This is a genomic window from Nocardia sp. NPDC059236 (assembly GCF_042754085.1).
Taxonomy (GTDB): Bacteria; Actinomycetota; Actinomycetes; order Mycobacteriales; family Mycobacteriaceae; genus Nocardia.
The window spans coordinates 105,406-118,041 of sequence record NZ_JBHZAF010000025.1 but is presented as its reverse complement, the minus strand read 5'-3'; the positions used below and the strand labels follow the sequence as shown (position 1 = coordinate 118,041).

13 protein-coding genes are annotated in these 12,636 nt (G+C 64.8%); 3 read left to right on the top strand and 10 right to left on the bottom strand.

The annotated features are described in order from the left end of the window. Positions 1-869 (bottom strand): cytochrome bc complex cytochrome b subunit (locus ACFXIV_RS41275; protein WP_379402208.1); only part of this gene is annotated, 869 nt, incomplete at its 3' end. Between the two features lie 158 nt (positions 870-1,027). Continuing rightward, the gene (locus tag ACFXIV_RS41270; RefSeq protein ID WP_379402209.1) at positions 1,028-1,285 is read right to left on the bottom strand and encodes an FAD-dependent monooxygenase; all 258 of its coding nucleotides are present in this window, start codon (positions 1,283-1,285) and stop codon (positions 1,028-1,030) included. Positions 1,286-1,585: 300 nt separating this feature from the next. Here ACFXIV_RS41270 and ACFXIV_RS41265 point away from each other — a divergent pair, with 300 nt between their 5' ends. Beyond that, the gene (locus ACFXIV_RS41265) at positions 1,586-2,005 is read left to right on the top strand and encodes a hypothetical protein (RefSeq protein ID WP_379402210.1); all 420 of its coding nucleotides are present in this window, start codon (positions 1,586-1,588) and stop codon (positions 2,003-2,005) included. On the opposite strand, the gene ACFXIV_RS41260 is transcribed toward ACFXIV_RS41265, so the two are convergent. The 3 genes from ACFXIV_RS41260 to ACFXIV_RS41250 form a co-directional block, all read right to left on the bottom strand. Continuing rightward, a complete protein-coding gene (locus tag ACFXIV_RS41260; protein WP_379402211.1) occupies positions 1,996-2,433 on the bottom strand; it encodes a hypothetical protein in 438 nt (145 codons plus the stop codon). The two genes, ACFXIV_RS41265 and ACFXIV_RS41260, sit on opposite strands and share 10 nt — an antisense overlap. A gap of 353 nt (positions 2,434-2,786) precedes the next feature. Continuing rightward, a complete protein-coding gene (locus ACFXIV_RS41255) occupies positions 2,787-3,251 on the bottom strand; it encodes a hypothetical protein (protein WP_379402212.1) in 465 nt (154 codons plus the stop codon). A 17-nt stretch (positions 3,252-3,268) separates the two neighbouring features. Then, complete coding sequence (locus ACFXIV_RS41250) at positions 3,269-3,970, bottom strand: hypothetical protein (RefSeq protein WP_379402213.1); 702 nt, start codon at positions 3,968-3,970, stop codon at positions 3,269-3,271. Positions 3,971-4,455: 485 nt separating this feature from the next. On the opposite strand from ACFXIV_RS41250, the gene ACFXIV_RS41245 reads away from it, so the two are divergent. Then, positions 4,456-4,677 (top strand): hypothetical protein, encoded by a 222-nt coding sequence (locus ACFXIV_RS41245; protein WP_379402214.1) that lies wholly within the window; start codon positions 4,456-4,458, stop codon positions 4,675-4,677. Positions 4,678-4,733: 56 nt separating this feature from the next. Here ACFXIV_RS41245 and ACFXIV_RS41240 read toward each other — a convergent pair whose 3' ends face one another. The 4 genes from ACFXIV_RS41240 to ACFXIV_RS41225 form a co-directional block, all read right to left on the bottom strand. Continuing rightward, positions 4,734-5,411 (bottom strand): hypothetical protein, encoded by a 678-nt coding sequence (locus tag ACFXIV_RS41240; protein ID WP_379402215.1) that lies wholly within the window; start codon positions 5,409-5,411, stop codon positions 4,734-4,736. Positions 5,412-5,740: 329 nt separating this feature from the next. After that, on the bottom strand, positions 5,741-6,976 hold the full coding sequence (locus tag ACFXIV_RS41235) for an MFS transporter (protein ID WP_379402216.1): 1,236 nt from the start codon (positions 6,974-6,976) through the stop codon (positions 5,741-5,743). Beyond that, the gene (locus ACFXIV_RS41230; RefSeq protein ID WP_379402217.1) at positions 6,973-8,241 is read right to left on the bottom strand and encodes a DUF3089 domain-containing protein; all 1,269 of its coding nucleotides are present in this window, start codon (positions 8,239-8,241) and stop codon (positions 6,973-6,975) included. The genes ACFXIV_RS41235 and ACFXIV_RS41230 overlap by 4 nt, the downstream gene beginning before the upstream one ends. A gap of 22 nt (positions 8,242-8,263) precedes the next feature. Beyond that, on the bottom strand, positions 8,264-10,651 hold the full coding sequence (locus tag ACFXIV_RS41225; protein ID WP_379402218.1) for an alpha-L-rhamnosidase N-terminal domain-containing protein: 2,388 nt from the start codon (positions 10,649-10,651) through the stop codon (positions 8,264-8,266). 57 nt (positions 10,652-10,708) lie between these two features. Here ACFXIV_RS41225 and ACFXIV_RS41220 point away from each other — a divergent pair, with 57 nt between their 5' ends. Continuing rightward, complete coding sequence (locus tag ACFXIV_RS41220; protein WP_379402219.1) at positions 10,709-11,338, top strand: TetR/AcrR family transcriptional regulator; 630 nt, start codon at positions 10,709-10,711, stop codon at positions 11,336-11,338. A 586-nt stretch (positions 11,339-11,924) separates the two neighbouring features. On the opposite strand, the gene ACFXIV_RS41215 is transcribed toward ACFXIV_RS41220, so the two are convergent. Continuing rightward, positions 11,925-12,623, bottom strand: a complete 699-nt coding sequence (locus ACFXIV_RS41215) for a hypothetical protein (RefSeq protein ID WP_379402220.1) — start codon at positions 12,621-12,623, stop codon at positions 11,925-11,927. Between the last annotated feature and the right edge of the window lie 13 nt (positions 12,624-12,636).

Sequence of the window (12,636 nt, the reverse complement as noted above, 5' to 3'; positions counted from 1 at the left end):
TTGTAGGGACCCAGGTTCCAGATCGGGTTGATCTGGAAGACGCCACCCATGATGGCGACGACGCCCAGGGTGAAGGCGAAGAACGCACCCTGGTCCAGGGAGAACACCGGCACAATGCGCGCTCCGACGCTTCGATCTTCGGTCCGCGCAGGTCCCGGGAACTGGGTGTGCTTCTGGTACCAAACCAGCCCAAGATGCGCAGCAATGAGCGCCAGGATGATCCCGGGCATGAGTAGGACGTGAATGACGTACAAGCGTGGAATGACGATCTCGCCCGGGAAGTCTCCCCCGAATATCATCCAGTGCATCCAGGTGCCGATGACAGGAAGGGAAATAAGGATGCCAGAGAAGGCGGCCCGCAGACCGGTACCCGAGAGCAGGTCGTCCGGCAGCGAGTAGCCGAAGAAGCCCTCGAACATAGCCAGAATGAGCAGCAGCGAGCCGATCACCCAGTTGGCCTCACGCGGCTTGCGGAAAGCGCCGGTGAAGAAGATGCGGAACAGGTGGATGATGATCGACGACGCGAACAGCAGCGCCGCCCAGTGGTGCACCTGGCGCACGAACAGACCGCCGCGCACCTCGAAGGAGATGTTCAGCGCGGTCTCGTAGGCCCGCGACATGGTGACACCGCGCAGGGGCTGGTAGGCACCCTGGTAGACGGTCTCCGACATCGACGGGTCGAAGTACAGCGTCAGGTAGATACCCGACAGCAGCAGGATGATGAACGCGTACAGCGCGATCTCACCGAGCAGGAACGACCAGTGGGTCGGGAAGACCTTGTTCATTGCCCCGCGTACCATCGCAGCGGGGCGAAAACGCTCATCAACCTCGTTTGCGAGATTGCCTAACTGATCTGGCTTTGTACGCATTGCAGCGTCCTTATTTCTCAGGAAACTGGATTAATCAGGCCGGCGACTGCGGTGCGCGCGAGACGAGTGGATTCAAGACGCTTGACTACACTGCGACATACTGCAAGTGCAGGTCTGGTCCGCCGATGAACCATCCATCCGTACTGGTAAGACTTGCGCTACATGTCCCGTACTCGCCTGCTCCGCTTGGTTTGATACTCGTGAAGTGCACCGACGATTTCTGGCGAATTATTCAAGGTTCGCACGAGTGTAATAGCGTCCCAGATTGCCATCGGGGCACCCTGCCCGAGGTCTGGGCACATAGCGTGTGCCGCATCGCCAGTAAGAGCAACCCGTCTCGTAACCCACGTCGGTAGGATTACCTCCTCGATATCTCTGGAGCATCCGGAGGCATCTACTCTTCGCGGTATCGCCACCGTCGCCCCTCTTCGAGTCAGACCAAATTGCTACACTCTGAGCAGTTATTGCTACAGTTGTAGATGCCTCTGCTGATCCTGTCAAGAGCCGATACGGTCAACACCTGGAACGCGCGACGCGCCGCAGTGGGCAAGTGGCTGAGCTGGTGCCGCGAGCAGGGCTGAGATGCGCCGGCCGTTCCCGCCTCGGCGGGCCGGTCGACCCCGCCGGACTCCGACACCGCGGTTCGCTCGTGCACCGCGATCGACCGGCTCATCGCCCGCCGCGACACACGCACCCGGGAGAAGACGCTGTGGCGGATGCTGTATGAAACCTGCGCTCGCGCAGACGAACTGCTTCAAGTCAACATCGAAGACCTGGCCGGGCGTTGCTGCCCGGTGAAGTCCAAAGGTGCGACACCACGGACCCACCGTCGCGGCGCCACCCACCACGAACACGTCCTGGGGACCGTGCACTGGGACGCCGGCACCGCCCGACTGCTGCCGAGGCCGATGAAGGACTGCAGCGCCGGGCAACTGTTCGTCACCCACCGCCGTCGCAGGCCCGGCAAACTGGTCGGGCGCTGTGAACCGCACCAGGCGCACTGCGCACTCTCGGACTTCCGGGGAAAACGTGCTTGGCTTCTTGTTGATCTCTCGATCAAGCGTTCGCCGCACGAGACTTCAAGCGGGATCCTCTTCATAACATCCGTCTCGTGCCGCAGGCAAGTTCAGCGTTGAGTCTTCTTCAAATAGAAATCCAGATACTTCTTCGGAAATCCCTGAAAGGCACGCCGCGATCCAATCGCGTACGCCTTGCCGAACCAGTCGAATGCCCCATCCATGTCACCGAGCTCATAATTTGCTGCCCCAAGTTGCATCATGGACGCCGTGTCGTCTTCCCTGGGGCGGGCCATGTAGGACATCCCGGCCCATTTCCTGGCGTCGGCATAGTCTTTCGATTTCATGCTGTTGTTGAACAAGCAGATCGGTATCCACTGGCCGAACAGACTCCATTCGTGCTTCGGGGCCGGCAACCGGTCCCATGCTTCGATATAGATCTTGCGCGCCTCCGCGGCCTCGCCGCGTTCGTCAAGTGCGTTGGCACATTCAACCGTCCTAATCAACTCTTGTGCCAGTTCGGGGCTTTCCGCCATCAAATCTCTCATCTGCAATCCTTGAAAAATCAATAGTCGGTCGCCTCGTAAGGACTATGGATACTCGGGCGCCCGCGAGGGACCTATGAAATGAAGTGGGTCCTCGCAATTCAGAGGAAGCAAAGCGCCAGCAGACCGGTTGTGTGAGAATTGGTCCAACACGCCCGGCGTATGCAATCCGACCGTTTGTAGCAGACGTGCGGCGGCGCCGATCAAATACAGGGCAAGACGGGCCTTCAATGCTTGCCGGAACATGATTCTCCCCGATCGGAGGCTGCCGCGCCGATCATATCGGCACCGGTAGGGCGGAGCTTTGTTCCGACATAGTTGCGGCGAACCATTCGTTCGCACCCCATGGCCAAACCTCACTCTTTTCGATCATATGTTATCTTGACTTTCTGATAGTCGGATTCCCTCATTTCCACCACCCTCTCCCAATCTTCCGGAGTATCCGCAAGCCAGACCGGATTACTCCAGCCCTGCCCTGCGACATCGTAAGAAATGCGAAGATAGCTATTGCCGGAATTGGACCGCAGCCCCATCCTTTTTCCAAACGTAAAAACAAGCACTTCGGCATCGATCAACGGAAGCGATTCATCGGGGTGAATATCGAAAAGCAGGCTGCCTTCAATCTGGATGGCAAGCGCCTTATTAACAGCACCGTCGGATCTAAAGGTCAGGGCGAAGCTTCCCTCTTCAACATAATGTTCCCTGAAAATCAAAAGCCCAGAACCCAGGTAGGCAGAAAGATTCGACAACAGGAATCCTCCAATCTCACTCATTTCGTCGAAATCCGGCACGCGGGACTTCCCGAATAATGAAATATCCATCTCCGAGAATTATCTTTCTAGGCGTGGATTCGTCGCGCGATGGCCGGTTTCATTCGGCCGGTGGCCGATCTCGGGATGCGCTTAAGAATGCCGTCACGGTCGCGCATCGCGTCGACCTTTTCGCCGCAGGTTCCGCCACATGATTGTGCCGACACTGACGCAGAGGTCGCCGATTTGTAGTGGACACTCCAGGAATTCAGTTGGCCCGCTTCGGCTGCTGTTCGCCCGCAGCCTGCGCAGATTGCGTGCTCGTAGCCGCCGCGGTGGATGATGGGGCGGTCGTATTGATCGCAGGCGTAGCAGTGAACGCGTGAGGTGCGATTGACCGGTAGTCCGTCCTCGGTGGTCGGGCTGATATCGCATCCGTGACATGTGGTGATGTAGTCGGGATCCAGCCCCGCGGCGGCGCGTTCATTCAACCCGCAGGCGCAGATGACTTTGCCGGTGTCGGGGTGGGGCTGGAAGTCGTGGACGTGGCTGCGGTGGGGATCGCGGCTCATGATGATGGCGATGAGTGCGGTGTGCCTGGCATGGGCGATCGCCGCGGTGTGTCGCCATTGCTTGGCCTGCACCACCAATCGCACGATGCGCTCCGGGTCGCTCGACTCGAGTGCTTCCTGTTCGGCGGTGACGGCGCGCTTGGTGGCAGCGGAGGCGGTCTCGAGAACGCTGTGAAGGCCGCGCTCCTGGCGCACGGGGGTGAGGTCGATGTGCGCCATTCGTTCGGTGAATTCGGCTACCGAGGAGGCGATTTCGGCATCGTGGTTCGGCGCTGGCGTCTTGGTCATCCGGTGCTTCCTGAGCGGCGTTCGTTGGCGGGGCGCGATGCCGCGCCCCGCCGTAGGTGGGTTAGAGCGGGCTGGGTCAGTCGGAGACTTCGGCGCGGATGGTTCGCCTAACGTCGTCTTCGGGGAAGGCGGTCAGGGCCTGGATCTGGTGGTCGCGGTCGCGGGCAGTGATCTTACTCGCCCGGTGAACGAACAGGCTGTGCACGATCCGCGTCAGTCGCCCGCATGCGCCGCCACGATGGCGGGAACCGGTGTGCTGGAACGGTCTCCGGGCAGGTAGACGTCGATGCGCAGCGTTTGTCCACCCGGTGCGGCGTAGGTTTCCACACGGTCGAGCGCGGGCAGGCGGCGGCGCGACCGCCCCGCATGCCGCGATCAATGCCATCAGCCCGGACGGCACCTCCACCAATGTCAGCGTGCAGCGCGAGGACGTCACGCTGCCGGTGTTCGCGATGTACTCGCGCTGCTGCACCTTCCACACCGGCCGCGCGCACGTCCGCCCTGCCATTCCGGCGGTTCTGGACCTCGTTGCCACCGGCAGGTTCGATCCCTCGATCATTACCACCCGCGCTGCGGCCTGGGATGACTCCATCGATGCCCTGCTCGACACACCGATGAAACTGGTGGTGACCTGCTGACTTCCAACCGACGCGCCGGGCGCCCGGCTACTCCGGTACCCGTCCGCTGCCGCGATTCACTCGCCGGGATCGACCAGGCACAGAATCGTCGGATCGGGTTTCGGGTAGACGACCGCGTTGTGGGCGTCGGTCGCGTCGCCGCACGCGGTGGGGTCGGTGGGGCCCTTGATGATTCGGCCGATCTTGAAATAGGTCAGTTGCGCCTGGTGCCCACTCTGCGCCGCGGCAGTGCCGCAGTCGACCGGCTGTGCCGAGTTGTCGAGGCTGTTCTGGGCCACGCATTCGCCCTCGCGCACCTGCAATTCCAGGCACAGGGTGGTGTTGCGCATGCCGCCGATGGAGCGCACGGTGTCGTAATCGGTGCCGGGACACGAGCCGCCACCCGGATCCTTCAGCACCACACCGACGCGGTAGATCGTCGTCGGGTCGTCACAGGACACTGTCGTCACGTCGACCATGGCGGGCCCGCCGCTGACCTTCACACAGTCACCGGCGGACACCTTCCGTAGCGGATCACGGCCACTGTCTCGAACATGTCCATGATCGGTGACGTGCTGCCAGCCGTACACGACGGTAATCGACAGCGCCACGCCGACCAGACCGCCGACCCCACCCAGCCACCTCCGGTGTCGCCTGGGTGGCTGCGGCGGCCACGGGGGCGGATAGCCAGTGACGGGCTGCTGCGTCGCAGGCCCATAGCCCTGCGGCGCGCGATGATCGGACGAACTGGTCATGAAAAGCCTTCCTGCTCAATGATTGTGGATTTGCCTGAGCGCGACCGGAATCCGTCGCGAAACCTGCGCTCGCATCATGAGTTTTACTTACCACTAGGTAAAATTCAAGGCCTTCAGGCCGGTGAAACATAGGCGGGAGCTGCCTGAACACTTGCTCGACAGTGCCGGCCTCGAAGCCGCTCCCCCGGGTCGCGAGGTCGTGAACCTCCAGACCTGAACTCCTAAGCACCCTCGGCGGCGAAGCCACCGGACAGCTGCGCGCCACGCTGACCCGCCCCTGGCCGGACAGCCGACAGTGACGATCCCGTCGAGCCCGGCGAGGGATTCGATTACGGAGCGTCGGATTCCAGACGGGCGTCGATGGATTCGATGCTCTCGCCCCGGCCGCGCGGGCGGAAGGTCACACCCACGAGGCCGGACATCGCGGTGACGACCACCATCATGGCCACCAGGACAGCGAAGCCGCGGTGCAGCAGGGTCGGCACGAAGACCAGCATCATGGCGGAAGCGATGCGGGCGAGACCGAAGCTGAGGCCGATCGCCGTGCTGCGCAATCGGGTTGGGAAACTCTCCTGGCACCACAGCTTGTAGTGCGCCTCACCGGCCAGGGTGTTGCCGATGCCGTAGACGATGAACGCGGCGACGAGCGTGGGTGCGCCGGTGTCCACCACGAGCAGCGCAGCCCAGGACAAGGTTTGTGTGACCGCGCCCGCGACGAAAACCGGTGTCCGGGCCCTGGTATCCATCAGCGGCATCATCGCCAACACCGTGACCGCGATGAGTGGGACCACCAGCAGCGAGGCCTTCAGCGCTCTGGACGAGTCGAGATGGCCCACGGTCTCGAGTGCGTAGAGGCCGAAGGATCCGTAGAAATTGGTGCCGAGGGTGACGGTGACATAGAAGACGAGCAAAAAGATACTGCTGCGCCTCAGATTCGGCGCGAGCAGCTCCCGGGGGCTGCTGTCCGACGGTTGCCAACGCAGGGATTCGACCATGCGCCGCCGCAGCTGCCAAGTGATCAGCGCGAGCGCAAGCAGGTGCGCGAAGATCGCGCGGGGCAGCTGATCGCCGAGCCGGGAACCGCACAATTCCAGCCCGATCACGGCCAAAGGTCCCAGTGCCCACAGTAATTGGGTGAAGGTCACCAGCCGCCCCCGCTCCGACGCCGGAGCATTCTCGCCGACCAGCGCCAGCGCCGCGGGCACATCCGCGCCGATTGCCAGGCCCACGGTCACCACGCCGACGAACAACATGACCGGGTGGACGGCCAGCACCAGCCACAGCAGCCCGACAATGTACACCAACAGGTCCGCGGCGTAGACCCGTTTGCGGCCGTAGCGGTCGCCGATACGCCCACCAGCGATGGATCCGAGACCGATACAGACGGTCAGCGCGGCGGAAAGAAAACCCAACTGCCACTCCGACATTCGAAAACTCGACTGCCAATGCGAAAGCGCCGCGGACACGGCGATGATGGTGCCGGCATCCAGATAGGACGCCATACCCGCCAAGGCCGCCAGCGACCAGGGCCGCGCCACGGCGACGTGAGCGGTCGTCGCGGTCATCGGCGAGCGCGCCAGGTGGCGAACTGCAGATCCAGGACGGCTGCCAGATCACCCAGCGCGACACTGTAATCGGCCACGTGCAGGCCAAGTTGCATGTCGCCGACAGTGCCGAGGACGGCATCGAGATCGCCGCCGATCTCCAGCCACGCGGCTGAGCCGTCACTACCCGGACCGTAGCGGCAGGTGGCCGTCAGCACGCCGGGATAGCGGGTGAAACCCGTTGCGGTGCTCGGCACCCGGTAGTCGCGCAGCACCACCGTCAGATGCCCGGCGGGCGCAATATCGCTGCCCTGCAGCAGATTCCGTGTCGGCATGACCGTGTCGAGTAGGGTGCGCGCGGCCGGATCGGCAGCGTGGCGCAGCGCGGCCGGATCGACGCAGGCGATGCGGTGGCCGGGGGCCACGCTCCAGGCCAGGCTCTTCGACCCCGGCTCATGCCCCGCAGCGTAGGCGGAATACGCGATGACGCATCCGGCTGGAACGGGTGCGCTCGCGCCGCACAGCGGCAGGTGCTGGAAGGTGGAGTCCGGGTCCGCGCCGCCGCCCGTTGGACGATCGTCGGGCACCTGCACCTTTCCGCCCAATAGCACAGCACTGACCAGCTGTGCAGTGGTGTCGGGCCGCCCGTCAATCCGGTCGCGAATCAACTGTTCCAGCGCCACGCTGCCTTGCGAATGGCCGAGCAGGATCACCCCGCGCCGGTCGCCACCCGGCCCGATATTGTCGTGGGCCCAGTAGTCGTCCCACGCCGCGAGCACGTCGGCGAATCCGGGTCCAGCGTAGCCGTCGGAGCCGGTGACAACATGCTGAGCCAGCTGCGGCAGTGTGTCCTGCCGGTAGAGCGGGGCGAACATACGGCAGCGACCGAGCAGCGGCCCCACCTGTGCGAGCAACACCGCGAGTTCCTCGGCCCGAGGCTGCGGCCGATCTCCGCGCACAGGGTTGGGCACCAGGTCCACCGTGGGATAGACGTAGAAACAGTCCACACCCGGAAGTGCTGAGGCGGTAGCGGTTTCGTCATCGAGGTCGCTGTGACCGACAGTGGTGACGGACAGTGCGGCTCGGCTGCCATCCGGATAACGTGCCAGCCCGGGCTGGGCCCCTGGCATGCCGTCGACATCCTGGTCGCAGGGATCGAGTGCCATGCCAGGTTTGCACAACCAAACCGTCCCGGTCATGGTGTCGGGTGGGACGGCCACGGCCATCCCCGATACCGAGCCGACCGCGAGCGCGGCCGCCGTGATCATACGGATCACGTGTTTCATCGGATACTCCAGAAGATTGATTTCAGAAGCGCGCGGTGATCTTTCCGGCAGCGTGCGGGGTCGCCGTACCCGACCTGCCGACGATCTCCACCGGAACCGGCGAGTCGACCACGACACGGTCACCGTCTATCTCCACCGACACGACGCCATACGGCGTCGGCGCGGCGCCCGCCGCCGCGGTCAGCACGCCCGGGCGCGGCGCGATGCGGACCCGCGTGAATCCGGGTTCGGCCGGAGTGATCCCGAGGGTGTAGCAGACCAGATCCCGGGTGGGCGTGGACGACCACCCGTGACAGTAGGATCCGCCTTCCCAGCACTCCCGGAACGCGGTCGGGGCATCGGCGCGCAGGCGATCCCAGTCCAGGCACAGTTCCGCGATCCGGTCGGCCGCACCCAATCGTGCGATGGCATCGTGCACGACATAGCGGAAGAACGGCTGCGCCCCGACCACCGAACGCTCTGTGTCCCAATCGGGTTCGGGTCGCACGGACACCGGCTGACCGGCGCTGGGACCCAGTGCGTCGCCACCGTGATCGGCCAGTGGGCTGGCGGTGAACATGGCCGATCGGTCCAGCAGCAGCCGCAAGATCTCTGGCTTGCGTTCGGGCGGGACGAGATCCGCGCAGACCGCCGCAGCCGCGACGTGCTCGCTCACCGATGTGCCACGGCGGCCATCGGCCAGATTGTCGCGATAGGCACGCCGCGCCGGGTCCCAGAAGGACTCGAACCCGCGGAGCAGGCGATGCTGGAAGGCGGCCGCCCAGGTGGCCCGGCCATGATCACCGACCCAGCGCGCCATCTCGGCGAAATCCCGTAATCCCCGCGCCAGCAGCGCATTCAGTGCCGCGCTCGCGCCCGATACCTGCACCGGCGACCAGTCGATGAGGACCCACCCGGGCACCTCCTCCACGAGACCGGCAGGACCGCAATAGGGCTCGAAATAGCGCAGAATCCCTTCGGCGGTGGACAACAGACCGCCGACCAGTTCCCGATCGCCGGTGTAGCGAAACAGGTTGTGCACGGAGCGAATCCAATGCAGCGACCAGTCCGGAATCGTCGGCACCTGCGTGGTCGCGAAATCACCGGCTACCACCATGGGCAGCAGGCCGTCTGCGCGCGGCTGCGCCGCCAGCTGCGGGTTCCATCGAGCCAGCCGCCAATCCTGGTTGGCGATCAGATCGACGGACTGATGCACCACGGCATCCCCGGTCCAGGACCGCTGTTCCCTTGTCGGGCAGTCGATGTAGGCATCGTGCGAGGTCAGGTCCACGGTGCGCAGACCCGTGCGGTAGACGGCGTCGAGACGTGGGTCACTGGAGTCGAACGGGGCGACCGGGTCCCGAGGGCGCAGTAGTTCACGGATCCGGAGCGCGACCGGCGTCGTCGCGCCCTCCAGTGCGAGAACAAGGTAGCGTCCGCCGACCGAGTCAGCCGAAAGATAGGTGTCAGCCGAGCCGCGGGCCACGTACCGGAAAACTGGAGCACTGTCGAGCGCGGCCACTGTGGGCACCTCGATCAGAGCGCCGTCGATGACCTGACCGCGGGCTGCCTCGAAATGCAGTTCCAGCCTGCCGCTGACGATCATCGCGAAATCGGCGATCAGCAGCGCGCGATCGCCGGCCGCCCCGCCCAGGGCCGCGACCAGGGCGGCGCGTGGATCATCGCCGGAAGGCGGGGCCGCCCTCTTGTCCATGACTGTCGCGGTGCGAATTTCACCGGTCAGAGCCGGAATAGGTCTGGGCCGCAGGACACCCCACGGCTCGGTGGGCGGCCGCGTCCCACCGCGCGGGCCCACCACCGAGTATTCAGCCAGCACTCGCGCGTACGACCAGGACGAATCGTCGAAATCCGGTGCCATCCAACGTGGTTCGAGTAGCCGGGCATCGAGGATCTCGGGCAGCTGGGTCAGTAGCATGCCAGGCGGATGACCGGGGCGCCATGCGTCCCCGGGTGCGAACCGCCAAGAGGGGTCGGTCGCGATGATCTCCTCGTCGAGCCGGATCTCCGCCGCCATTGCGCCGCCACCCATCGTGAAGCTCGGTGGCGACGGCTCCCACCATGGCACCGGATATCCGTAGAAGCGGGCGAGTATCGCGACCGTGTTGCCGCCCTCGCGCAGTGTGTGGCGAATGTCGTATTCGTCGAAGCACAACTGGCGGGGCCCGTGCCGCACCGGCCCCGCACCGATGTCGATTCCGTTGACGTACAACCGATACCGGGAATCGGCGGTGATTCGCACCGTGGCCCGGGCGGGCACGCTCGCCAGCTCGAAGCCACGCCGGAACAGCACCCGCTGGTCGAAGCGACTCGGGTCCAGGGATCCGTACGGCTGCGCCCGACTGGCTCCACCCAGCGCCGGGCGATCGGACCAGATCCACTGTCCGACCCAAGTATCTCGCGTGGTCGCCACACCCAGAATTTTACTTACCACTCGGTAAAACTCAAGATGGTGTTGTAAGAAGAACCCATGAAGCCGCAGCCGACAGCGCCACGCCGACGAGGCCGCAAGGAGCGCGCCGACGGCCGTTCCCGCCGCGAAGAGCTGCTGCGCGCCGCGGCCACCCTTTTCGCCGAGCGCGGCTACCGCGACACCAGCCTCGCCGACGTGGCGATGCGCGTCGGCGTCACCCAGCAGGCCCTGCTCTATTACTTCGGCAGCAAGGTCGGCCTGCTGCATGCGGTGATCGACGCCCGCGACGACGAAAGTCTCCGATTCGCCGAGGAACTCGCCGCCGTGGGCGGCGTCCGCGCCCTGGACAAACTGCCCGACTTCGCCCGCCGCAATATCGCCGACCCCAACCTGGCGCGCCTGTTCGCCGTCCTGCTCGCCGAAAACCTCAACTCCGGCGACCTGGCCCACGACCACTTCGTCCAGCGCTACCGCAACCTGCGCGCCGTCGTCGCCGCACTCGTCGAACAGGGCCAGCGCACCGGGGAATTCTCCCCCGCCATCGACCCCGCCCTCAAAGCGACCGAAATAGTCGCCTTCATCGAGGGCGTCAATACCCAATGGCTACTCGACCCCGACTCGATCGACCTGCAAGCCGTCACCGACTCCTTCACCCGCGACCTGATCCGCACACTCACGGCCAATTAGCCTGTAGGGCAACCCCATTCGAGGCATTGAAAACCGGCCAAGACGATCAGCCCGGGCTCCGCGGCCCGCTCGACGCCGAGCGGGCCGCTCCCCTGGCCGTGACGCCTGGGCTGGTCGCTTCAGTCCAGCGGCCGGCCAAGATACCGCAACAGCCGGTGATGGCGGGGCCATCGGATGCCGCAGACAACTCCGGGCCGAATCCGCCCGGCCTCCGATAAGGATTCAGATCGATCGTTGCAGGATGTTCAGCAGTTCGTCGCAGAGCTTCTCGTCGATGCGGCCTCCTGACCCGTGGCGACGGCGAGATCCGCAGTGTGGACGACGACGTCGGTCAGGTCGAACAGATCGAGAAGGATCCCAGCACCTCCCCCGCGCCGTTGCGCAGTCGCGCCGTTGCGCTACACGCCCGCGGCCACGATGTTGCCGAGGTGCCGCGCCCGAACCGGCGGCTTCGTCGCACCCACGGAAAGACCGACACCATCGACGCCTACGACGCAGCACGCCGGCTGCTGGACGGATCCGGCGTCTTTGGAATGCGGTCACCGATTGGGACGCGTCCCGTGACCGAGGGTGAGTCCGCGCGCGGTCATTTCGCCGGGGCGGGTGGCGGTTGGTTGATGGTGGTGACGTACTGGGCTGCGGCCAGGATAGCGACCGGCGCTGTGACCAGGAGCTGGCCCGCGATCGTGCCGAGGGTGCCGACGGCCACGATGCCGCCGAGGCAGCCGATCGCGGCGGCGGGGAGGAAGCCGCCGAACAAGCCCACGATGGCGGCCGATGCGACTGTGGCCCCGGCGATTCCGCCGACAAGGCAGCCGACTGCGGCTCCGCCCAGGCCGCCGACCAGGGTGCCGATGGTCGCACCCATGCTGATGGTGTCGCGCAGGCGGTTCCAGGCGGCTTGCTCCCGGTCGTAGGCGTTCTTCCAGGGTGCCTGGTCCTCGAAGGGCAGGGCGACGGGAGCGTAGCGGGCGTACCGCAGGTCGAGCTGCGGTGTGAGTGTGGCGGTGTGGCCTGCGATGTCGGCGGCGATAGGAAAGACGAAATCGTCTATGCGGAACGATAATTCGGTTCCGGCCAAGACGGTGCCGTCGGCTGCCTCGATCTTGAAGAGCCCTTCTTCGGCGACCATCGATCCCGCGTCGGTGGTGATCACGGTCGAGTGCTCGGTCGTGGAGGCGGTGTAGGTGATCGCGTCGCGATCGGGTGGTGCGGCGGTCACCGAGCCGGCCCCCAGGGCCGTGGCCGCGACGAGCAACGTTGATGCCGTGGCTATTTTCCTCATCAGGTGTTCCTTT

Bases quoted from the DNA above. Each gene is read 5' to 3' on its own strand.
- ACFXIV_RS41260 (WP_379402211.1), bottom strand. From the start codon at position 2,433: ATGAGAGATTTGATGGCGGAAAGCCCCGAACTGGCACAAGAGTTGATT.
- ACFXIV_RS41230 (WP_379402217.1), bottom strand. From the start codon at position 8,241: ATGAAACACGTGATCCGTATGATCACGGCGGCCGCGCTCGCGGTCGGC.
- ACFXIV_RS41215 (WP_379402220.1), bottom strand. From the start codon at position 12,623: ATGAGGAAAATAGCCACGGCATCAACGTTGCTCGTCGCGGCCACGGCC.
- ACFXIV_RS41250 (WP_379402213.1), bottom strand. From the start codon at position 3,970: ATGGCGCACATCGACCTCACCCCCGTGCGCCAGGAGCGCGGCCTTCAC.
- ACFXIV_RS41240 (WP_379402215.1), bottom strand. From the start codon at position 5,411: ATGACCAGTTCGTCCGATCATCGCGCGCCGCAGGGCTATGGGCCTGCG.
- ACFXIV_RS41255 (WP_379402212.1), bottom strand. From the start codon at position 3,251: ATGGATATTTCATTATTCGGGAAGTCCCGCGTGCCGGATTTCGACGAA.
- ACFXIV_RS41235 (WP_379402216.1), bottom strand. From the start codon at position 6,976: ATGACCGCGACGACCGCTCACGTCGCCGTGGCGCGGCCCTGGTCGCTG.
- ACFXIV_RS41220 (WP_379402219.1), top strand. From the start codon at position 10,709: ATGAAGCCGCAGCCGACAGCGCCACGCCGACGAGGCCGCAAGGAGCGC.
- ACFXIV_RS41265 (WP_379402210.1), top strand. From the start codon at position 1,586: ATGCTGTATGAAACCTGCGCTCGCGCAGACGAACTGCTTCAAGTCAAC.